Here is a 20,735-nt window from a genome sequence, read left to right on the forward strand (position 1 = left end):
GACACGCAGCTTCCACAGCGAGGACATCACGATGAAATTGGCAAGTTTTCAGATCGGCACCAGCAAGACCTGGGGTGTGATCGAGGGCGACGAGGCACTCGACATCGGCGCGGTTCTTGGAGCGCGCTATCCCGATCTCAAATCCGTCATTGCAGCCGACGCGCTGTCCGTGGTGCGTGATGCAGCGGACAAGGCCAAACGTATCCCGACGGCTGATATTACCTGGTTGCCGGTGATTCCGAATCCGGACAAGATTCTCTGCATCGGCCTGAACTACGAGATGCACCGCAAGGAAACCGGACGCGCCGAGGTCGACAATCCCACGGTGTTTGGCCGCTTCGCCAACAGTCAGGCCGGTCATCTCACCAATATCATCCGGCCGAAGGTCTCGACCCACCTCGACTTCGAAGGCGAACTCGCCATCATTATCGGCAAGCCCGGCCGCCACATCACGCAGGCCGATGCGTGGAGCCATATCGCCGGTTACGCCTGCTACAATGAAGGCAGCGTGCGCGATTTCCAGCGTCACACCCATCAGTTCACGCCCGGCAAGAATTTTCCGGAGACCGGCGGCTTCGGCCCCTGGATGATGACGCCGGACGAACTCGGCGACGTGGCGCCGCTGCGGCTGCAGACCCGCGTCAATGGCCAGGTCGTGCAGGACGCCACCATCGATCAAATGATCTTCGATATCCCGCGTCAGATCGAATACTGCTCGTCCTTCACCCGTCTTGAGCCGGGCGACGTGATCGCCACCGGCACGCCGGGCGGCGTCGGCGCCAAGCGCACGCCTCCGCTCTGGCTGAAGCCGGGCGATATCGTCGAAGTCGAGATCGATCGGCTAGGTGTGCTTCGCAACGGCGTGGCCGACGAAGCCTGATGCAAGCGGCAGCCCGCACCGCCAGCGCCGCGGGCTGCTTCGCACGACAAAGACCCGCTCGTTCAAAAAGCACGCCTCAACAAGCGATCAGAAATCGCAGGCCAACCATTTCAGGAGGAAGTTCATGCTCACATTGTCCCGTCGTATCTTGTTGACCGGTGGCATTCTTTGCCTCTCGCTGCCCGCCCACGCGCAATCATGGCCGCAAAAGCCGGTAACGATCGTGGTGCCGCAGGCGGCGGGCAACAGCCCGGATGTGCTGTGCCGCATCGTCGCCGAAAAACTCTCCCGCTCGCTCGGACAACAATTCATCGTTGAGAACCGCCCGGGCGCCGCGAACCTCGTCGGCGCACAGACGGTCGCGCGCGCCGCGCCCGACGGCTACACCTTCCTGTTCGCGACGTCGGCGGCGCTGGTCACCAATCCCTATACGTTCAAGAAGCTGCCCTACGATCCCGTGAAGGATTTCGTGCCGGTGGCGATGGTGGCGCGCAGCAACCACGTGCTGCTCGTCAATCCCGAAGTGAAAGCAAAGACGCTTGCGGAATTGATTGCGCTCGAAAAATCCGCCCCCGGTTCCCTGAGCATGGCGGTCGACGGCGCGCGCAACATTTCCGGCCTGATCGCACAGACCATCAACAAGCAGGCGGGCACCAGTTTCGTCCTGGTCCCCTACAACACCATCACCAACGCGATCCAGGACAGCCTGACCGGACGCACCCAGGTGACGATCCAGTCCGCATCGGTGGCTGAGTCCTTCATCAAGGCCGGTACGCTGCGGGCACTCGCCATTGCCGGCAACAAGCGCGTCGATTCATTGCCGGATGTGCCCGCAATTGCCGAGACGTTGAAGGGCGCGGATCTGCAAGGCTGGTTCATGATGATGGCCCCGACCGGGACACCTGCCGAGATCGTCGACAAACTCAGTGCCGAGATTGCGCAGGCACTGAAATCGCCGGACGTGCAGGAGCGCGCGCCCGTGCTCGGCTTCGATGTCGCCTCCGGTGACGTGGTGACGCCTGCGGGCGCGAAGCGCTTTTTCGACGCCGAGCTTGTCGCCACGGGCAAGACGATTCAGGAGCTCGGTATTCAGCCTGAATAACCGCGGCCCAGCGCTTGTGCCGAACAACGGCAGCATCTCCACATGAAAACGCCCGCTGTGAAGCGGGCGCTTTGACATATTCAATCGGGAACGAAGCTTACGCCTCGTTGCCGCCTTCCTGCTGCGACGCCTCGAACAGGAACCAGGTGCGGCGCTCGGTGTCGTCGATGTAGTTTTCAAGCAGGCTGGCGCTGGCGATGTCCTTGGCGTCGTCGCAGACCTCGTGAGCCTTGCGCATCGCCGCTGCCATCTTCTTGTTGTCGTTCATCAGCTCGCGCAGCATCTCCACCGGCGGCACATAAGCCTCGTCATTGTCCTTGATGGTCTGCAGCTTGGCGACTTCGCCGATCGAACGCAGCGTGCGACCGCCGATCTTGCGCACGCGCTCTGCCAATGGGTCAGTCGTCGCAAAAATCTGGTCGGACTGCTCGTCGAGCATCAGGTGATAGTCGCGGAAATGGCGCCCGCTGAGATGCCAGTGAAAATTCTTGGTCTTCAGGTAAAGCGCGAAAGCGTCGGCGAGCAACCCGTTCAGCGCCTTGGCCACCTTCTCCACGGCGTCGGCTGAGAGGTCAGTCGGGGTATTCATTTCGGCAGCGATTTTCGATGTCTTGGTGCTCACGTTACTTACCTTCCCGTGTCGGATGATTTGATGGCTGGAGGGTTGTCGTCAGGGCGGAAGATTTCAGGAAAAATCGGAGTGGTCTTGACGGAAAGCACTGCAAATTTCCGAAAACTGCGGTTCTTGAAGGAAAGGCGGTTTCCCACGCGCCTGAAAACGCTCTAGACCGTTTCAACGCATCACAAATATAGGGGTTCCCGACACGGGAACAACAATCGGGCCGGGCAGACGATGGAAGATTGGATCGATTATTACGATTCCACGCATACGATTTATGCGAGCAAGCTGCATCGTGACGTGCATTTCGAGGTCATCGCCCGCGACATCATTGGCTACATCGCCTCTCAGGATGCCGTCGTGCTCGACTATGCCTGCGGCGAAGCACTCTCGGCCGCCAAAGTGGCCAATGCCTGCAGCAAGCTGATCCTGGCAGAGCCCGCGCCTGGCGTTCGCGGCCGACTGGTCGCCCGCTTCGCGCCCAACACCAAAATCCGGGTCCGTTCGCTGGAAGAGTTGCGCAACATGACAGCGCAGTCGATCGACCTGGCTGTCATGAATTCGGTGGCTCAGTACATGACAGGCCCCGAACTCGACGATGCCTTTGCGATCATCAAGCGGCTGCTGGCGCCTGGCGGCAAGCTGGTGGTCGGCGACATCCTGCAGCCCGATGTCGGCATGGCGACCGATGTCATGGCGCTGCTGAAGCTCGCCCGGGAACACGGCTTTCTGTGGGATGCGTTCGTTGGGCTTGTTCGCACGGCCCTCTCTGACTACCGCCAGCTGCGCACCAAGGTTGGCCTGCAGCGCTACAGCGAGGCGGAGATGCTGGCCAAGCTGACCGCGGCCGGTTTCCGGGCGTCGCGGGCGCCGATCAATATCGGCCACAATTCCTCGCGCATGACCTTCGTCGCCCATCACGCATTCTGAGGCATCGGCCCGGGCAAACGGACGATTAAGGTTAACAGACGGTTTACAAAACTTGAGGTGGATCGCCACCCCGTGATCGGTAACATTGTGCTCGGCCCGGTGGCGGAAATGTCTACGCGGGGGCGATGCATCGCTCTTTATCCTGGTTCAAGTCCAGGCTGGGCCTCCAACCTTTCAGGCATTTACCAGTGGGTCGGCGCTGTCAGGCTTCGGTGAATTCCAGCACCGGAAGCTGCAGGCGCTCGGCATCGCGCTCGGCCGATGCGAGCACCGCATCCAGCAAACCCGGAAATCTGCTCTCGAGATCTTCGCGGCGCAGTTTCATCAACCTCGCCGTCCCCACCGCGCGCGTTTCCATCAGGCCGGCCTCGCGCAGTTTCGCAAAATGATAGGCGAGATTGGACTTGCCGCTGAGGCCGTAAAAATCGCCGCAGCGCAATTCTCCGACCTCTTTCTCGCGTTTGGCCAGATTGTAGACGATCGCCAGCCGGATCGGATCGCTCAGGCAATCCATCACGCCAGGCAATTCGATCTGTTCGCGCGTGGGATGCGGGAGAATGCGGCTCATGGCTCCTCAATACTGATTCCGACCGGCCGTCGCAATGTTCAATATTTCTTGAACCATTTGACATTTTGCATTGCCGCATCAATAGTTCAACGAAGATTGAACTAAGGATGTGGCGATGAGCGTCTTCTGGCTGGCCCTGGCGGCATTTGCGATTGGGACCGAAGCATTTGTAATTGCTGGCCTTCTTCCAATCATGGCAGCGGACCTGAATGTCACGTTGGCGGCCACGGGACAATTGGTCACCGTTTACGCCATCACTTATGCCATCGGCTCGCCGATCCTGGCTGTGCTGTTCAGCAATTTTGACCGCCGCACCGTCGTCTCGCTGGCGCTGGTCTGTTTCATCGTCGGAAATCTTTTGGCGGCCGTTGCGACCACATTCGGCACGCTCCTGCTGTCGCGCATGCTGATGGCCGTGGGCGCCGGACTGTGCATGCCGACCGCCATGGCCGTCGCAATCGCGATCGCTGCACCGGAACGCCGTGGCCGCGCCGCGTCGCTGGTGATCTCCGGCCTGACGGTGGCGACGGTTCTGGGCGTGCCGCTCGGAACCTGGGTCGGCAGTCATTTTGGCTGGCGGTCGACATTCGTGATGGTCGCAGCGCTCGGCGCCGTCGCATTGGCCGGGCTGCTGCTGGGATTGCCCCGCGGTTTGCCGCGCACTGCTGCCACCCTCGGTCAGAGGCTCGCCGTTGCGCGCCATCCCGAAGTGCTGAAAACCCTTGCCGTAACCTGCATGTGGGGCCTCGGGGGCTTTACCTCATTCACCTATCTGGCTGTGCCGCTGCATCGGCTCGGCTTTGACGCCAACGGAATCAGTCTGGCACTGCTGGTCTTTGGCGTCGCTGCGGCCATCGGAAACACCCTGGGCGGCGCGATGTCCGACCGTATCGGACCGCTCCGGACCTCAACGCTGGGCCTGATCGGCATGATGCTGTCACTGACGCTGCAATCGGCGGCCCTGACATTCGCACCGCCCGCCACTGCGGGTGTGCTGTTTCTGGTCTTCATTTTTACCCAGGGCATTGCCGGCTGGATGTTCTATCCCGGACAGGTCGCACATCTCGTGCGCGTCACGCCGGAAGCCTCGGTCATCGCGCTCTCGCTGAACGCCTCGGCCATGTATATCGGCTTTGCCGGCGGCAGCGCTTTGGGCGGCGTGGTGCTGTCGACATTGAGCTCCAACCACCTCGGCTGGATCGGCGGCTGCGCCGAGGCAGCAGCCCTCGTGCTCGTCCTCGCCGGACACCTTCTGAAGCGCCCGAAACCGGCCCAAATTGCCGGTTGATGGCACCTTCAAAAGCCTTCCCCGCCCCGTTATAGTGGTCTAAAGACAGCCGCGCGCGAGGATCGGCCTATGGCTCCCTGAGGGGTCAATGGCTGGTTTGGCGCCCGGGCCCGAGGGACGCGCGTATGCGCGCCCTTTTTTTGTGCCGATTTGTCACCACCGCGAGTTTAAATGCCAAAACGCACCGACATATCCACCATCCTGATCATCGGCGCCGGTCCTATCGTGATCGGCCAGGCCTGCGAGTTCGACTATTCGGGCACGCAAGCCGTCAAGACGCTCAAGGAAGAGGGCTACCGGATCGTTCTGGTCAATTCCAATCCGGCCACCATCATGACGGATCCGGAACTGGCGGACGCGACCTATATCGAGCCGATCACACCCGAGATCGTCGCCAAGATCATCGAAAAGGAGCGCGGCGACCGCTCCAAGGGTTTTGCGCTGCTGCCGACCATGGGCGGCCAGACCGCGCTGAACTGCGCGCTGTCGCTGCGCCAGCAGGGCACGCTGGAGAAGTTCGACGTCGAGATGATCGGCGCCACCGCCGAAGCCATCGACAAGGCGGAAGACCGCCAGCTGTTCCGCGAGGCGATGACGAAGATTGGCCTGGAGACACCGAAGTCGCGGCTCGCCAACGCATCCGCGCTGAAGAAGCAGTATCGCGAGCAGCACCAGGCCGAAAAAGCCAAGCTGACGGGCGACGCACTGGCCGAGCACGAGCGGCAGTGGGTGCTGCATGAAGGCGACCGCCGCAAGCGTTATCAGGAGCATGCCCTCGGCCAGGCGCTGATGGCCCTGTCCGAAATTGGTTTGCCCGCGATCATCCGCCCGTCCTTCACCATGGGCGGCACCGGCGGCGGCATTGCCTATAACCGCGAAGAATTCCTCGACATCATCGAGCGCGGCCTCGACGCGTCTCCGACCAACGAAGTGCTGATCGAAGAGTCAGTGCTCGGCTGGAAAGAGTACGAGATGGAAGTCGTCCGCGACAAAAAGGACAACTGCATCATCATCTGCTCGATCGAGAATCTCGATCCGATGGGCGTGCATACCGGCGACTCCATCACCGTCGCGCCGGCGCTGACGTTGACCGATAAAGAATATCAGATCATGCGCGACGCCTCGCTGGCGGTGCTGCGCGAGATCGGCGTCGAGACCGGCGGCTCCAACGTGCAGTTCGGCGTCAATCCTGCCGACGGCCGCATGGTCGTGATCGAAATGAATCCGCGCGTGTCGCGCTCCTCGGCGCTGGCCTCGAAAGCCACCGGCTTCCCGATCGCCAAGGTCGCGGCAAAGCTTGCCGTTGGTTACACGCTGGATGAAATCGCCAACGACATCACTGGCGGCGCAACCCCTGCGTCGTTCGAGCCGACCATCGACTATGTCGTCACCAAGATTCCCCGCTTTGCCTTCGAGAAATTCCCGGGCGCATCGCGCACGCTGACCACGTCGATGAAGTCGGTCGGCGAAGTGATGGCCATCGGCCGCACATTCCAGGAAAGCTTGCAGAAGGCGCTGCGTGGACTTGAAACCGGCCTGACCGGTCTCGACGAAATCGAGATCGAGGATCTCGGCCGCGGCGACGACAAGAACGCCATCCGCGCTGCCCTCGGTACACCGACGCCGGACCGTCTGTTGCAGGTTGGCCAGGCCATGCGTCTGGGCTGGACCGACGAGGAAATCTTCAACTCCTGCAAGATCGATCCGTGGTTCCTCGCCGAGATGCGCGGCATTGTCGAAATGGAAGCCAAGGTGAAAGCCAATGGCCTGCCCGCCAACGCCTTCGGCATGCGGACGCTGAAGGCCATGGGCTTCTCCGACGCGCGCCTTGCCGTGCTCGCCGGCAAGACCGAGGCCGACGTCAAGGCACTGCGCCGCTCGCTCGATGTGCGCCCGGTGTTCAAGCGCATCGACACCTGCGCCGCCGAATTCGCCTCGCCGACCGCTTACATGTATTCGACCTATGAGTCGTCCTTCGCCGGCAGCTTCGCCGACGAGAGTCAGCCGTCGGACAAGAACAAGGTCATCATTCTTGGCGGCGGCCCGAACCGTATCGGCCAGGGCATCGAGTTCGACTATTGCTGCTGTCACGCCTGCTTCGCGCTCGCCGACGCCGGCTACGAAACCATCATGGTCAACTGCAATCCGGAGACCGTGTCGACCGACTACGACACGGCGGATCGCCTGTATTTCGAGCCACTGACCGCCGAAGACGTGCTCGAGATCATCGACACCGAACGTCAGAACGGCACGCTGCATGGCGTGATCGTGCAGTTCGGCGGCCAGACCCCGCTGAAGCTCGCGCGCGCGCTGGAAGCCGCCGACGTGCCGATCCTCGGTACCTCGCCGGATGCCATCGATCTTGCCGAAGATCGCGATCGCTTCAAGCGCATCCTCGACAAGCTCAAGCTGAAGCAGCCGAAGAACGGCATCGCCTATTCGGTCGAACAGGCCCGCCTCGTCGCAGCCGATCTCGGCCTGCCGCTGGTCGTGCGTCCGTCCTATGTGCTCGGCGGCCGCGCGATGCAGATCATTCGCGAGGAAAGCCAGCTCGGCGATTACCTGCTCGGCACGCTGCCGGAGCTGGTGCCCGGCGACGTTAAGGCGCGCTATCCGAACGACAAGACCGGCCAGATCAATACGGTGCTCGGCACCAATCCGCTGCTGTTCGATCGCTATCTGTCTGATGCCATCGAAGTCGACGTCGACTGCCTGTGCGATGGCAAGGACACCTTCATCGTCGGCATCATGGAGCATATCGAGGAAGCTGGCATTCACTCCGGCGACTCGGCCTGCTCGCTGCCGCCGCATTCGCTCGACGACGACATGATCGCCGAGCTCGAACGCCAGACCCGCGACATGGCGCTCGGCCTCGACGTGGTCGGACTGATGAACGTGCAGTTCGCGGTCAAGGATCGCGACATCTACGTGCTCGAAGTCAATCCGCGCGCGTCGCGCACCGTGCCTTTCGTTGCCAAGGTGATGGGCATGCCGGTGGCCAAGATCGCCGCGCGCATCATGGCCGGCGAGAAGCTCGCCGACTTCAATCTGAAGAAGCGCAAGCTCGACCATGTCGGCGTCAAGGAATCGGTCTTCCCGTTCGCGCGCTTCCCCGGCGTCGATACGGTGCTCGGCCCGGAGATGCGCTCCACCGGCGAAGTGATGGGCATCGACCGCTCGTTCGAAATCGCCTTCGCCAAGAGCCAACTCGGCGGCGGCACCCGCGTGCCGCGCAGTGGCACCGTATTCGTGTCCGTGCGCGAAAGCGACAAGACGCGCATTCTCGATGCCGTGAAGCTGCTCTCGTCGAACGGCTTCAAGGTGCTCGCGACATCGGGGACCCAGCGCTTCCTGGTCGACAACGGCGTCCCCGCCGAGAAGATCAACAAGGTGCTGGAAGGCCGGCCGCACATCGTCGATGCCATCACCAATGGCGAGATTCAGCTGGTTCTGAACACCACCGACGGGCCGCAGGCCCTGGCCGACAGCCGCTCGCTGCGGCGGGCTGCCCTCTTGCATAAAGTACCGTATTACACCACTCTTTCGGGTGCCGTGGCGGCTGCACAGGGCGTCCGGGCCTATCTGGGCGGGGACCTTGAGGTCCGCACATTGCAGAGTTACTTTTCCGAAGCCTGAATTCGGGCGGACTGCAGGTCCGACGAGATCAGCTAGGCAAGGCACGACCGGAACTCACCGGTCGCGTCTTTGTTTTGTTTCGGCACTCGAAGCCGGCGTCTGAGCTGGCTGCAAGCGCGGCCAAGCCGACATCTTGCAGAACGAATGGTTTCATGCGCGCGCCGCCGCGTTCCGCATGACGTTAGAGGACGAAGAGAATGGTTGAGAAGGTCCCGATGACAGCAGGTGGCTACGCTGCGCTGGAGGTCGAGCTGAAGGAACGTCAGTCGGTGCACCGTCCGCGGATCATCGAGCAGATCGCCGAAGCGCGCTCCCATGGCGACCTCTCGGAAAATGCCGAGTATCATGCCGCCAAGGAAGAGCAGTCGCATAATGAAGGCCGCATCAGCGATATCGAAGACAAGCTCGCCCGCGCCGATATCATCGATATCTCGAAGCTGTCCGGCGATACCATCAAGTTCGGCGCGACCGTGACGCTGATCGATGAGGACACCGAGAAGAAGGCAGTCTGGCAGATCGTCGGCGAGCCCGAGGCCGATGCCAAGAAAGGTCGCATCTCGATTACCTCGCCACTGGCGCGTGCGCTGATCGGCAAGAGCAAAGGCGCATCGGTCGAAGTCGTCGCTCCCGGCGGGGCCAAGGCCTATGAGATCACCAAGGTCGAGTGGCGCTGATCGACAGCGCTCAACGCGAAACAAGAAAGCCGCGCATGATGCGCGGCTTTTTTATTGTCCCCTGATTGCGGTATCCAGCCATCGCTACTCACGGAAACTTCTGGAATACTTCCACAGCTCACGTGTTTTCACACGAGAGTGACCAGCATTTTGCATTGCAGTAATGCTAGAAACGATGGTCATCACAGGGGGACTAATGACATGGACCAAGCCTTCGCTAAATTTCAGCCTGCTGCACTAAGCCTTTTCCGCTTCATCACCGGCCTGCTGCTGCTGCAGTATGGCATCGCCAAGATCTTCAAATTTCCGGTTCTGCCCTATTTCGCGAATATCCCGCCGTTGATCCAGGTCGCGGCAACGCTTGAACTCGTCGGCGGTGCGCTGCTGCTGCTCGGCCTGTTCACGCGCCCAGTTGCGTTCATCCTCGCCGGTGAAATGGCTTTCGCTTACTTCCTCGGCCACATGTTTAAAGGCGCGGATCCGGTTTTCCTGCCGCTGCTGAACGGCGGCACCGCTGCCATCCTGTTCTGCTTCTCCTGCCTCTATCTTGCGACGTCAGGCGGAGGCCCGATCAGCCTCGACGCTATACTGCGCAAGAAGAACTGATTGAACGGTAGGATGGGTAGAGCGCCTTCGCGAAACCCATCGGTGCACACATTCAGGTGATGGGTTTCGCTTCGCTCTACCCATCCTACACAAAGAAAGGGCGCTGACTTCACGGTCAGCGCCCTTCGCTCTTAGAAAGTACTGCTAATCCGCAGCCCTCAGCTCGAGCGGCACGGCGGCAGCGTATTTCGAATTCTGCAGAACCAGAGACGTGCGGACGTTGCGGACATGCGGCGCGGCCGTGAGATGGCCGACGAAATCCTGGAAGGTCGCCATGTCGGGCGCCACGCATTTCAGGATGAAATCGATCTCGCCCGATAGCATCCAGCACTCCCGCACCAAAGGCTCCTTGCGGACGAAATCCTCGAACGCCTTGAGATCGGCATCGGCCTGACTCGACAGGTGGACCGAGGCGAACACGGTAACGTCGAAACCGAGCAATCGGGGATCCAGCAACCCGCGGTAGCCCTGGATATAGCCAGCCTCTTCCAGGGTCCGGACCCGCCGCAGGCAGGGCGGCGGCGAGATGCCAACGCGCTTGGCGAGTTCCACATTGGTGATTCGGCCGTCGGCCTGGATTTCGCTGAGAATTTTGAGGTCGATGTCGTCTAGGCTTTTCGGCACGCGGCGCGGATCCTGGCTGGTATTCAAACAAACCGTTTGAACTCTCTTAGCGCAGGAGCCGCAACTTGCGCAATTTTATTGCGCGTGCATCGCAGAAATTAAGTGTCTCCGGGGGAAAAATTGCCGGGACGAATTGCAATTCTTGCATGGCTCGCCAGATATTCTACACTAGCAGACAAGACTTTCGACGCCGCAGCGACGTGTTCGCCGGCACATTTCGCCTCAGCAATGACCAATTTCCCTTCAGAAAGGGACTCGACCATGGCCGCCCCCATCCATGCCAAAGTCGTCATCATCGGCTCAGGCCCGGCTGGCTACACTGCCGCTATCTACGCCGCACGCGCGATGCTCGAGCCCGTCCTGATCCAGGGGATCCAGCCCGGCGGCCAGCTCACCATCACCACGGATGTCGAAAACTATCCGGGCTTCGCCGACGTCATTCAGGGTCCCTGGCTGATGGAGCAGATGGAGAAGCAGGCGCATCATGTCGGCACCAAGATCGTCACCGATCTGGTCAGTGACATGGATCTGAGCCAGCGTCCGTTCCGCCTGACCTGCGACAGCGGCGATGTCTATCTCGCCGAAACCGTCATTCTCGCCACCGGCGCACAGGCGCGCTGGCTCGGCATCCCGTCGGAAGAGAAATTCCAGGGCGGCGGCGTATCCGCCTGTGCCACCTGCGACGGATTCTTCTATCGCAACAAGGAAGTGATCGTGGTCGGCGGCGGCAACACGGCCGTCGAGGAAGCTTTGTTCCTGACCAATTTCGCCTCGCAGGTCACCATCGTGCATCGCCGCGACCATTTCCGCGCCGAACGCATCCTCCAGGAGCGATTGTTCAAGCACCCGAAGATCAAGGTGGTCTGGGACTCGGCGCTCGACGAGATCTGCGGCACCGAAGGCCCGGCCAAGGTCACCCATGTGCGCCTGAAAAACGTCAAGACCGGCGCCATCACCCAGGTGCCAGCCGACGGCGTCTTCATTGCCATCGGCCACGCGCCCGCGACCGAACTCATCAAGGGCCAGATCAAGCTGAAGCCCTCGGGCTATGTCGAAGTGGCTCCGAATTCCACCGCAACCTCGATGCCCGGCGTGTTCGCCGCCGGCGACGTGGCGGATGAAACCTATCGGCAGGCGGTCACCGCCGCCGGCATGGGCTGCATGGCCGCCCTCGAAGCCGAACGCTATCTTGCCGCGCATGCTCATGACCGCGCAGCGGCCGAATGATGATCAAACGAACCCGCGACGGATTTACAGATATGGACTGGGACAAGCTGAAGGTGTTTCACGCGGCGGCGGAAGCGGGGAGCTTCACGCATGCAGGCGAGCAACTGGGCCTGTCGCAATCGGCAGTCTCACGACAGGTGAGCGCGCTTGAGCAGGAATTGGCGGTCTCGCTGTTCCACCGCCACGCCCGCGGCCTGATCCTCACCGAACAGGGCGACCTGCTGTTCCGCACCGCCCATGACGTGTTCATGCAGCTTCAGGCGGCCCGCGCAAAGCTGACCGACAGCCGCGAGCGGCCGAGCGGCGACCTCAAGGTCACCACAACCCCGGGCGTCGGCATCAACTGGCTGATCCCACGCCTTGGCGAGTTCACCGCGCTCTATCCGGAAATCCGCATTTCGCTGATCGTTACCGACGAGGAACTCGACCTGTCGATGCGCGAAGCCGATGTGGCCATCCGTACCCGCAAGCCGACCCAGCCGGACCTGATCCAGCGCAAGCTGTTCGCCATGGGATTCCACGCTTATTGCTCGCCGGAATATATCAAGCATTTCGGCACCCCGCGCACCCTCGACGAACTCGACGGGCACCGCATTATCATGCTGAGCGACGCCCAGGTGTCCCCGCACCTGCAAAACCGCAGCTGGCTGATCGATGCCGGGCGCAACGGCTCCGGCCCGCGCGAACCCTACTTCAAGGTCAACAATATTCTGGGCCTGATGCGCGCCTGCCAGCAGGGCTTGGGCATTGCAGCATTGCCGGACTACCTGGTCGAAGAAAACGATCGTCTGGTTCAGCTCTTCAGCGAGTCGGACTCGATTCAACTCGACACTTATTTTGTCTATCCCGAAGAGTTGAAGACGGTCGCCCGTGTGCAGGTGTTCCGCGACTTCATCGTCAGCAAGGCGCAGCGCTGGCCGTCCTAACCCGCAATATTTCAGGGCAGATATGCCCACGCTTCCCAGCATGTCAGACATGCCAAGTGATGCGTTGCTGCATGCCACCTTCAGGGATCATACTTCTCAGACGCTGAGATTTTGCGCTGCGCATTTGTCCCCCTCCTCCAGTGGTGCGAAGTCTCAGTAATCCCTCTTGGAAGGTGATTGTGTCGGCCTCTCGAGGCCAATACCTCAGAGCCGGACTCGTTTGAGTCCGGCTTTTTTTTGCGCCCGCGAATTGTCAGTCCAGCTTCACTTTCGCCAGCCGGAGCGCATTCCCGATCACGCTCACCGAGGACAGCGCCATCGCTGCAGCGCCGAGCATCGGCGACAGCAGGATGCCGAAGATCGGATACAGCACACCGGCCGCAATCGGCACGCCGGCCGCATTGTAGATGAAGGCGAAAATCAGATTCTGACGGATATTACCCATCACAGCCTTTGATAGTTCGCGCGCGCGCACCAGCCCCATCAGATCGCCGGTCAGCAACGTCACGCCAGCACTCTCGATCGCGACATCGGTGCCGGTCCCCATGGCGATGCCGACATCCGCAGCAGCCAGCGCAGGTGCATCGTTGACGCCATCGCCAACCATGGCGACCCGGCGGCCTTCGCCGCGCAGACGTGTGACCACGTCACTCTTGCGCTCCGGCAACACACCCGCCTCGACCTCATCGATACCCAGTGTCTTTGCCACGGCTTTAGCCGTCGTCGCATTGTCGCCGGTGAGCATGACGATGCGCAGGCCGTCGGCGCGCAGCTTCTTCAACGCGTCCTGCGCCGATGGCTTCACGGGATCGGCAATCGCCATCACGCCGGCGACGCTGCCATCAATGGCCACGAAGATGGCAGTCGCACCGTTCTGCCGCGCCAGTTCGGCGACGCCGTCGGAGCGCGTCGTATCCACTTTCAATTCGTCCATCAGCATCGCATTGCCCAGCGCAACGCGCTTGCCATTGACCACACCCGACGCACCTTTGCCGGACGGCGAGGCGAAGTCACTGGCATCGCTCAGCACCACATTGCGTTGCTTTGCTTCATTGACGATGGCTTGCGCCAACGGATGCTCGCTGGAACGTTCGATACTTGCCGCAAGTTGCAGAATGTCACTTTCGTTGAACCCTTCCGCCGGCGTGATGCTCACCAGTTTCGGCTTGCCTTCCGTCAGCGTACCCGTCTTGTCGATCACAATGGTGTCGATGCTTTCCAGCCGCTCCAGCGCCTGCGCGTCACGCACCAGAATGCCGGCTTGGGCACCGCGACCGACGCCGACCATGATCGACATGGGCGTTGCGAGACCGAGCGCACAGGGGCACGCGATGATCAGCACAGTGACCGCAGCAACAAGCGCGAACGAGAGCCGCGGCTCCGGCCCGAATGTCGCCCAGGCGATGAATGCGATCATCGCCGCGGCCAACACGGCCGGCACGAACCAGCCGGCGACACGATCCGCGAGACGCTGGATCGGCGCGCGCGAGCGCTGTGCCTTCGCGACCATGTCGACGATCCGCGACAACATCGTATCGCGGCCGATCTTGTCGGCCCGCAGCACGAGGCCACCGCTCTGGTTGACGGTGCCGCCGATGACGCGCGCGCCTTCGGCCTTGCTCACCGGCATGGACTCGCCGGTCACCATGGATTCATCCACCGACGAACGCCCCTCGGTAACGACGCCGTCGACCGGAATTTTCTCGCCCGGCCGCACCCGCAACAAATCGCCGATGGCGATGGCATCGAGGGCGACGTCCTCATCACCGTCCTTGCCAATGCGCCGCGCGGTCTTCGGCGCAAGACCGAGCAGCGCGCGGATCGCACCTGACGTCTGATTGCGCGCGCGCAGCTCGAGCACTTGTCCGAGCAGCACGAGCACGGTGATGACAGCAGCGGCTTCGAAATAGACCGCCACAGCACCGTGATGGTCACGGAACGTGTCGGGAAACAGACCGGGCGCGAAGGTCGCAACGACGCTGTAGATCCACGCCACACCGGTGCCCATGGCGATCAGCGTGAACATGTTGAGATTGCGCGTTACCACCGAGCGCCATCCACGTTCGAAGAACGGTGCGCCGGCCCACAGCACCACGGGTGTCGCCAGCACCAACGAGATCCAGTTCGATGTGGTCTGCGATACCAGTTGCATCAGGCCGAGATGCGCGCCCATCTCCAGCACGAACACGGGCAATGTCAGTGCCAGCGCGATCCAGAAGCGCCGGGTCATGTCGATCAGTTCGGGATCGGGCTTGTCGTCGAGCGAGACCTGCTCCGGCTCCAGCGCCATGCCGCAGATCGGACAGCTGCCCGGCCCTTCCTGGCGAATTTCCGGATGCATCGGGCAAGTATAGATGGTGCCGGCCGGCGCGGGCGGCGCGGGCTCCTTCGGCTTCAGGAAACCCTCGGGATCCGCATTGAACCGCTCGCGACAGCGCGCGCTGCAGAAGAAATACTCATGACCCTGATAGATCAGGCGGTTCTTGGCGGTCGCCGGATCGACGGTCATGCCGCAGACCGGATCGAGCACTTTGGTCGGCGCAACCTCGTCGTGATGGTGACCATGCGAACAGCATGCGCCATGCGTGTGACCGGCATGGGCATCGTGCCCCCTATGCGTGTGAGTTGTCTCTGCCACCGTGACCTCGCCTCTTGAAACATATACCCTATGGGGGTATATGGACCTCATGCGCAGCGAGATCAAGACGTCCTGTTTAAAACGCCTCAAACGGATCGAAGGCCAGGTCCGCGGCTTGGCCGGCATGGTCGAGGCCGACCGCTATTGCATCGATGTGGTTACGCAGATCGCCGCGGCCCGCGCAGCGTTGCGACGCGTCGAGGAAGAAATCCTGCGCGACCATGTCGCGCATTGCGTGGAGCACGCGATCTCATCAGGCGACAAGGCCGACCAACGCCGCAAGATCGCCGAGTTGATGGACGTGGTCAGTCGCGTCGACCGGTGACGCGAATGCGACGAGCGGGCGCGATGTTGGAAAACGGTTGATCAGTCGTTACGTTTTTTGCCCGGTGAGGGTGGCGCTGAAATGCGACCACACCTTTAGGTCATCAAGAGCCGGCGAATATCCGCAAAATTTACGACTGGATAAGCATGCGCAGCGATAGCACACGGGGCGATCTAATAGCGCCGATCGCCGGTATTTACGTGTCTTTACGTACTTATATCTAACGTCCCGCGCAATTGCGGTAATCCCGCTCGCGGTACCTGTACATGCTTACGATCTATAACTGCATCGCCAATGCCCATGATTTCAGGCTCGTCGGACTCGCGGCCATCATCTGCGCGATCGCGTCCCTCGCTGCTATCAACTTGCTCCGTCATGCGCGAAGCGCCACAGGCCAGATGCGCCTCGTCTGGCTCGCGGTATCCGCGATCTCCACGGGCTTCGGCATCTGGGCCACGCATTTCGTAGCGATGCTGGCGTTCTCGCCGGGGATGCCGAGCGGCTACAATATTGTACTTACGGTCGTCTCGCTGATCGCCGCGCTGCTGCTGACCGGCGCCGGCCTCGCCGTATCGTTGATCCCGAATTTTCGTGCCGGCCTCTGGATCGGCGGCGCCGTTGTCGCGGGCGGCATCGCGGCGATGCATTACACCGGTATGGCCGCCTTCGAACTTCAGGCGCGCATCGACTGGGATATGACGCTCGTCATCGTCTCGATCGTATTGGGAGCCGTGCTCGGTGCGATCGCGCTTCCGGTAGGGTTGCATGGCACCACCCTGCGCTGGAAGATCAGCGGCGCGCTGCTGCTAACGCTCGCGATCTGCAGTCACCATTTCACGGCGATGAGCGCGGTCACGATCACCCCGGATCCGACCATCGCCGTCTCGCCGCTCACCATCCCCGCCGGATGGCTCGCACTTGGCGTCTCATTGATCAGCTTCGCCATCATTGGTCTGGCGCTGGCCGGCATCGTGCTGGATATCCGTGATCACCGCCGCTCCGATCTCGAAGCCGGCCGCATGCGCGGACTCGCCAATGCTGCCGTCGAAGGCCTGCTGGTGTGCGACGGCGACACGATCGTCACGGTCAACACGTCCTTCGCCGCGCTGGCGGGATCGTCCGCTGAATTGCTGATTGGCGGGCGTCTGCAAGACTGCTTCCCCGACGGAGATACGCGGACGCAGATCATGAGCCAGCCTGACAAATCGGTGGAAGCGAGCCTGCGGCAGCGCAACGGCCAGACGATTCCGGTCGAATTGATCCTGCGTGGAATCGACTTTGCAGGGGAGCCGCATCAGGTCATCGCCGTACGTGACCTCCGCGAACGCAAACAGGCCGAACAGCACATCCGCTATCTCGCCCACTACGACTCCCTGACCGGACTGCCCAATCGCGGCACGTTCCATGATCGAATCGATCAGGAGATTGCGACACTATCCAAGGACCGCCCGCTCGCCGTACTCGCTTTGGATCTCGATCAGTTCAAACAGGTTAATGACCTGTTCGGCCACGCCGCCGGCGACAAGGTCCTCAAGAGCGTAACGGCGCGCATCACCGCCCTGCTTGGCGAAGGCGAGATGATGGCGCGTCTTGGCGGCGACGAGTTCGCCATTCTCTTGCCGAACCTGACCTCGCCCGCAGCTGCGAGTCAATTCGCCGACAGGATACTGGAAGCATTCCGGAGCAAGGACGCCACCTTCGAACTCGGCAGCGTCACCGCCAGTGTCGGCATCGCACTCTGCCCCGACGACTCCAGTGATCGCGACACGTTGCTCGCTTGCGCCGACACCGCGCTCTACCGCGCCAAATCCGAAGGCCGCGCGACCTGGCGCTTCTTCGAACCTGCAATGGGGGAAGCCGTGCGCGACCGCCGGCTGCTCGAACACGATCTGCGCAACGCCATCGATGCCAATCAGCTGAAAGTGGTCTATCAACCCCAGGGCACCATGGAGTCGGGCCGCGTGATCGGCTTTGAGGCGCTGCTGCGCTGGAACCATCCCGTCCGCGGCAATATTCGCCCCGACATCTTCATTCCGATTGCGGAAGACACCGGCGCCATTCTCGGCATCGGCGAATGGGTGCTGCGCGCCGCATGCCGTGAAGCAGCGACGTGGAAGCATCCGTTGACCATCGCGGTCAATGTCTCGGCGGTTCAGATCCACCACGATAGCTTTGTCGCAACCGTCCATGAGGTCTTGCTGGAAACCGGCCTGCCCCCGCATCGGCTCGAACTGGAGATCACCGAGACTGCGCTGATTCGCGACTTCGATCGCGCGCTGTTGACACTTCGCCGGATCAAGGCACTCGGCGTTCACATCGCCATGGATGATTTCGGCACCGGCTACTCGTCGCTGTCGAACCTGCGTGCATTCCCTTTCGACAAGATCAAGATCGACGGATCATTCATCAGGTCGGTGAACACCAACAGCCAGGCAGCAGCAATCGTGCGCGCCGTCCTCGGCCTCGGCCGCGGGCTTGGGCTACCGGTGCTCGCCGAAGGCGTGGAAACCGAAGCGGAATTCGCATTCCTGCGCGACGAGAAATGCGACGAGGCGCAGGGCTATCTGCTCGGCCGTCCGGCTGACATAGACAACTTCCGTGAAGTCACCCAAGGGGTGACCTCGCCCGCCGGAGATATCGCCATTTCAGCATAGGCGTGAACACCCCACCGTCGCGGTCATACCAACGACAAAAAACGCGCGAAAGTCTCGCGCGCTTTTTCTGGGGTCAAAAGAGCAGAACGGCTATCAGGCCGCCTGCTTGTGCATCGCGCCGGTCGCCGATCCGTTGCCGCGAATAGCCTTGATCGAACGTTCGATCGCCGCCCACAGCTTCCCGATCTCGCTGGCTGCGCGACCTTCTGCCTGATATTCGCGGGCGCCTTCGCCGTTGCCAAGCGCGAGCAGGAGATCTGCACGGTTGGTGATCTGACCGGACCACACCGGAGCCTTGAACTTGGCGAGCGCTTCGCGGGCGATCGTCACGATACGGCTTTCGGAATCGTCACGGCGTGCCGGCGCACCATTGATGACAACCGCATAGGGCTTGCGGGCCGAACGGCAGGACTGAATCGTCGCCTGTACGGCGTCGACGTCGAACACGCCGGGACGCGCAGGAATGATCACCATGGTTGCGTTCTTGATGGCATCGTCGACCACAGCCGATGTGTTCGGCGGCGTATCGATGAACACCCATTCGAAACCATCACGCTTCGCGGCGGCAACCATTTCGGTCACGCTGCGATTTGCGATCTTCAGCGGCGGTTCATTTGTTCCCCGCAGCTTGTGCCACAGCGTCAACGAACCCTGCGGATCCGCGTCGATGAGCAAGCAAGGCTTCGTTGATTTATGAACTTGAGCAGCAAGATGTGCAGCCAGGGTACTCTTCCCCGAGCCGCCTTTACGCGATGCGAAAACTATGACGTTCATATGTTGGCCTCCAGATTGACCCCAGGAGGCGAAAATGAATCAGTCTGCTGATTCGTTAAAGTCATATTTACGCGTAATTCAAGGATATGTGCCTGATTTGTTTGGAATGTTGGTTTTTGAGTCACACAGTGCGGCGCAACAGGCCCGAAATGAGTCAGGTGTAGTACGCTTGTCGCCACTTTGTCGCACTCTGGTATCAAGTCAGGCGCTCAAATCTTGCTATCAGCGCCGTTGGAACGAGTTGAGTCCGGACCTTCGATAACAATGCCCTTCGCGCGCTGACGTTCGATCCACTTTCGCTCAAGCCAACCGAGAAACTGCGCCACCGGTTTTTCCAGCGGCGGAATATCCTGCGCGATGAGGATGAGTCCGAGCGGCAGCATCCAGAGGCCCAGCACGGGAAGAATGCTGAAAATCCCGCCGATAATCAGCAAAATGCCAAGCGGGAATCGAATGAGCTTCGATGAGGGCTTGCGCAACCAACCTACAAATCGAGCCGGTCGGGGCGGAAGTTTGGTTTCGAACCATGCAAGGTGCCGATTGAGTTCGGCCTTGTAGTCGATATTGGTTTCGCTGCTCAAAATGACGCTCCTTGTGATTTGGAGATGTTGCTTCGTGACGTGATACCAACGTGTCAGTTTGTCACGGGTTCATTTTTTTGCCACGATCGATGGCGTCACGGTGCAGCGACTCGGCGAGATCACGCCGTTCTGCACGCTGACTAAACGTCCGTTCACGTGAGAGCGAAGCCTGATCAGCTCGGACGAGTCGGTTTTTTCGCCCTTCGCGACTTGACCGTGGGTTTGCGCGCGTTGACCGGCGTTGCCCGAAAGAATTGCGCGCAGCCCGGGCTCAATTGCGCCCGCTTCTGGATCATGCAGGCCGTCACGCGATCCACATCGGGAATGGCCGCGCTGCAGAGCCGAAAGGCATCGCCGGTGCAGAGCTGTTGCTGATCGTCGGTATAAGCTTGCGACGGCGTCGCCAAGAACGACGCGCCGATCATGAGTGACATGGCAAGCGACCCGCTCAAAATCCCTGGACGTACCGACATTACTCCTCCCCTGGTTGCACGTTATCGTGGGAGTGTCGGAGACGATTGCGAGCTTGGCAAGGTGGACGTGACGGGGATCGGGCTTGCCTTCGCGCCGGCCCTGTAGTTTCTCCCGGACATCGCGGCGCCGTTGCCCCGTCGCGACCTCGTGCGAGAGACGGTCCAAGATGAACAGTGAGACAAAAGCGATACTCCGAACCTGCGCGGGCG

18 protein-coding genes are annotated in these 20,735 nt (G+C 61.3%); 11 read left to right on the forward strand and 7 right to left on the reverse strand.

The window, feature by feature from the left end:
• Positions 1 to 31: 31 nt before the first annotated feature.
• Together AB7828_RS16570 and AB7828_RS16575 are read left to right on the forward strand one after the other, a co-directional pair.
• Positions 32 to 880, forward strand: coding sequence for a fumarylacetoacetate hydrolase family protein (locus AB7828_RS16570; RefSeq protein WP_439065012.1), 849 nt, complete (start codon positions 32 to 34; stop codon positions 878 to 880).
• A 124-nt stretch (positions 881 to 1,004) separates the two neighbouring features.
• On the forward strand, positions 1,005 to 1,982 hold the full coding sequence (locus AB7828_RS16575) for a Bug family tripartite tricarboxylate transporter substrate binding protein (protein ID WP_441230656.1): 978 nt from the start codon (positions 1,005 to 1,007) through the stop codon (positions 1,980 to 1,982).
• 97 nt (positions 1,983 to 2,079) lie between these two features.
• Here AB7828_RS16575 and AB7828_RS16580 read toward each other — a convergent pair whose 3' ends face one another.
• Positions 2,080 to 2,571 (reverse strand): Dps family protein, encoded by a 492-nt coding sequence (locus tag AB7828_RS16580; RefSeq protein ID WP_089266251.1) that lies wholly within the window; start codon positions 2,569 to 2,571, stop codon positions 2,080 to 2,082.
• 264 nt (positions 2,572 to 2,835) lie between these two features.
• Here AB7828_RS16580 and AB7828_RS16585 point away from each other — a divergent pair, with 264 nt between their 5' ends.
• A complete protein-coding gene (locus AB7828_RS16585) occupies positions 2,836 to 3,531 on the forward strand; it encodes a class I SAM-dependent methyltransferase (RefSeq protein WP_120287108.1) in 696 nt (231 codons plus the stop codon).
• A 202-nt stretch (positions 3,532 to 3,733) separates the two neighbouring features.
• Here AB7828_RS16585 and AB7828_RS16590 read toward each other — a convergent pair whose 3' ends face one another.
• Positions 3,734 to 4,099: an ArsR/SmtB family transcription factor gene (locus AB7828_RS16590; protein WP_089265920.1), complete on the reverse strand. Its 366-nt coding sequence runs from the start codon at positions 4,097 to 4,099 to the stop codon at positions 3,734 to 3,736.
• 115 nt (positions 4,100 to 4,214) lie between these two features.
• Here AB7828_RS16590 and AB7828_RS16595 point away from each other — a divergent pair, with 115 nt between their 5' ends.
• From AB7828_RS16595 to AB7828_RS16610, 4 genes are all read left to right on the forward strand, one after another.
• Positions 4,215 to 5,387 carry an MFS transporter gene (locus AB7828_RS16595; protein WP_441230657.1) on the forward strand — a complete coding sequence of 391 codons (1,173 nt, stop codon included), beginning with the start codon at positions 4,215 to 4,217 and terminating at the stop codon, positions 5,385 to 5,387.
• Between the two features lie 171 nt (positions 5,388 to 5,558).
• A complete protein-coding gene (gene carB / locus AB7828_RS16600) occupies positions 5,559 to 9,023 on the forward strand; it encodes a carbamoyl-phosphate synthase large subunit (RefSeq protein ID WP_093757104.1) in 3,465 nt (1,154 codons plus the stop codon).
• A 197-nt stretch (positions 9,024 to 9,220) separates the two neighbouring features.
• Positions 9,221 to 9,697, forward strand: coding sequence for a transcription elongation factor GreA (gene greA / locus AB7828_RS16605; RefSeq protein ID WP_068728727.1), 477 nt, complete (start codon positions 9,221 to 9,223; stop codon positions 9,695 to 9,697).
• Between the two features lie 201 nt (positions 9,698 to 9,898).
• Positions 9,899 to 10,303 carry a DoxX family protein gene (locus AB7828_RS16610; RefSeq protein WP_089265916.1) on the forward strand — a complete coding sequence of 135 codons (405 nt, stop codon included), beginning with the start codon at positions 9,899 to 9,901 and terminating at the stop codon, positions 10,301 to 10,303.
• Between the two features lie 144 nt (positions 10,304 to 10,447).
• Here AB7828_RS16610 and AB7828_RS16615 read toward each other — a convergent pair whose 3' ends face one another.
• Complete coding sequence (locus tag AB7828_RS16615; RefSeq protein ID WP_068730339.1) at positions 10,448 to 10,927, reverse strand: Lrp/AsnC family transcriptional regulator; 480 nt, start codon at positions 10,925 to 10,927, stop codon at positions 10,448 to 10,450.
• Positions 10,928 to 11,188: 261 nt separating this feature from the next.
• Between AB7828_RS16615 and trxB the strand changes: the two genes are divergently transcribed.
• On the forward strand, positions 11,189 to 12,154 hold the full coding sequence (trxB, locus tag AB7828_RS16620; protein ID WP_315843819.1) for a thioredoxin-disulfide reductase: 966 nt from the start codon (positions 11,189 to 11,191) through the stop codon (positions 12,152 to 12,154).
• A gap of 32 nt (positions 12,155 to 12,186) precedes the next feature.
• The gene (locus AB7828_RS16625) at positions 12,187 to 13,080 is read left to right on the forward strand and encodes a LysR family transcriptional regulator (protein ID WP_089266250.1); all 894 of its coding nucleotides are present in this window, start codon (positions 12,187 to 12,189) and stop codon (positions 13,078 to 13,080) included.
• Positions 13,081 to 13,333: 253 nt separating this feature from the next.
• On the opposite strand, the gene AB7828_RS16630 is transcribed toward AB7828_RS16625, so the two are convergent.
• Positions 13,334 to 15,769, reverse strand: a complete 2,436-nt coding sequence (locus AB7828_RS16630; RefSeq protein WP_441230658.1) for a heavy metal translocating P-type ATPase — start codon at positions 15,767 to 15,769, stop codon at positions 13,334 to 13,336.
• Between AB7828_RS16630 and AB7828_RS16635 the strand changes: the two genes are divergently transcribed.
• On the forward strand, positions 15,768 to 16,043 hold the full coding sequence (locus tag AB7828_RS16635) for a metal-sensitive transcriptional regulator (RefSeq protein ID WP_089266249.1): 276 nt from the start codon (positions 15,768 to 15,770) through the stop codon (positions 16,041 to 16,043). The two genes, AB7828_RS16630 and AB7828_RS16635, sit on opposite strands and share 2 nt — an antisense overlap.
• Before the next feature lie 266 nt (positions 16,044 to 16,309).
• On the forward strand, positions 16,310 to 18,697 hold the full coding sequence (locus AB7828_RS16640; RefSeq protein WP_441230659.1) for an EAL domain-containing protein: 2,388 nt from the start codon (positions 16,310 to 16,312) through the stop codon (positions 18,695 to 18,697).
• Positions 18,698 to 18,790: 93 nt separating this feature from the next.
• Here AB7828_RS16640 and AB7828_RS16645 read toward each other — a convergent pair whose 3' ends face one another.
• The 3 genes from AB7828_RS16645 to AB7828_RS16655 all read right to left on the reverse strand — a co-directional run bounded on the left by AB7828_RS16645 (position 18,791) and on the right by AB7828_RS16655 (position 20,477).
• Complete coding sequence (locus AB7828_RS16645) at positions 18,791 to 19,471, reverse strand: ParA family protein (protein WP_068728738.1); 681 nt, start codon at positions 19,469 to 19,471, stop codon at positions 18,791 to 18,793.
• A 209-nt stretch (positions 19,472 to 19,680) separates the two neighbouring features.
• Positions 19,681 to 20,052, reverse strand: a complete 372-nt coding sequence (locus AB7828_RS16650) for a hypothetical protein (protein ID WP_441230660.1) — start codon at positions 20,050 to 20,052, stop codon at positions 19,681 to 19,683.
• Between the two features lie 173 nt (positions 20,053 to 20,225).
• Positions 20,226 to 20,477, reverse strand: coding sequence for a hypothetical protein (locus tag AB7828_RS16655; protein WP_441230661.1), 252 nt, complete (start codon positions 20,475 to 20,477; stop codon positions 20,226 to 20,228).
• Positions 20,478 to 20,735 lie beyond the last annotated feature (258 nt).

It is taken from the genome of Tardiphaga sp. 215_C5_N2_1 (assembly GCF_052076055.1).
Taxonomy (GTDB): Bacteria; Pseudomonadota; Alphaproteobacteria; order Rhizobiales; family Xanthobacteraceae; genus Tardiphaga; species Tardiphaga robiniae.

What these genes read in the sequence shown, in the direction of transcription:
- AB7828_RS16645 (WP_068728738.1), bottom strand. Translation starts at nt 19,471, where the DNA reads ATGAACGTCATAGTTTTCGCATCGCGTAAAGGCGGCTCGGGGAAGAGT.
- AB7828_RS16640 (WP_441230659.1), top strand. Translation starts at nt 16,310, where the DNA reads ATGCTTACGATCTATAACTGCATCGCCAATGCCCATGATTTCAGGCTC.
- AB7828_RS16580 (WP_089266251.1), bottom strand. Translation starts at nt 2,571, where the DNA reads ATGAATACCCCGACTGACCTCTCAGCCGACGCCGTGGAGAAGGTGGCC.
- AB7828_RS16595 (WP_441230657.1), top strand. Translation starts at nt 4,215, where the DNA reads ATGAGCGTCTTCTGGCTGGCCCTGGCGGCATTTGCGATTGGGACCGAA.
- AB7828_RS16610 (WP_089265916.1), top strand. Translation starts at nt 9,899, where the DNA reads ATGGACCAAGCCTTCGCTAAATTTCAGCCTGCTGCACTAAGCCTTTTC.
- AB7828_RS16570 (WP_439065012.1), top strand. Translation starts at nt 32, where the DNA reads ATGAAATTGGCAAGTTTTCAGATCGGCACCAGCAAGACCTGGGGTGTG.
- carB (WP_093757104.1), top strand. Translation starts at nt 5,559, where the DNA reads ATGCCAAAACGCACCGACATATCCACCATCCTGATCATCGGCGCCGGT.
- AB7828_RS16625 (WP_089266250.1), top strand. Translation starts at nt 12,187, where the DNA reads ATGGACTGGGACAAGCTGAAGGTGTTTCACGCGGCGGCGGAAGCGGGG.
- AB7828_RS16590 (WP_089265920.1), bottom strand. Translation starts at nt 4,099, where the DNA reads ATGAGCCGCATTCTCCCGCATCCCACGCGCGAACAGATCGAATTGCCT.
- AB7828_RS16655 (WP_441230661.1), bottom strand. Translation starts at nt 20,477, where the DNA reads ATGATCGGCGCGTCGTTCTTGGCGACGCCGTCGCAAGCTTATACCGAC.
- AB7828_RS16630 (WP_441230658.1), bottom strand. Translation starts at nt 15,769, where the DNA reads ATGAGGTCCATATACCCCCATAGGGTATATGTTTCAAGAGGCGAGGTC.
- AB7828_RS16635 (WP_089266249.1), top strand. Translation starts at nt 15,768, where the DNA reads ATGCGCAGCGAGATCAAGACGTCCTGTTTAAAACGCCTCAAACGGATC.
- greA (WP_068728727.1), top strand. Translation starts at nt 9,221, where the DNA reads ATGGTTGAGAAGGTCCCGATGACAGCAGGTGGCTACGCTGCGCTGGAG.
- AB7828_RS16575 (WP_441230656.1), top strand. Translation starts at nt 1,005, where the DNA reads ATGCTCACATTGTCCCGTCGTATCTTGTTGACCGGTGGCATTCTTTGC.
- AB7828_RS16585 (WP_120287108.1), top strand. Translation starts at nt 2,836, where the DNA reads ATGGAAGATTGGATCGATTATTACGATTCCACGCATACGATTTATGCG.
- trxB (WP_315843819.1), top strand. Translation starts at nt 11,189, where the DNA reads ATGGCCGCCCCCATCCATGCCAAAGTCGTCATCATCGGCTCAGGCCCG.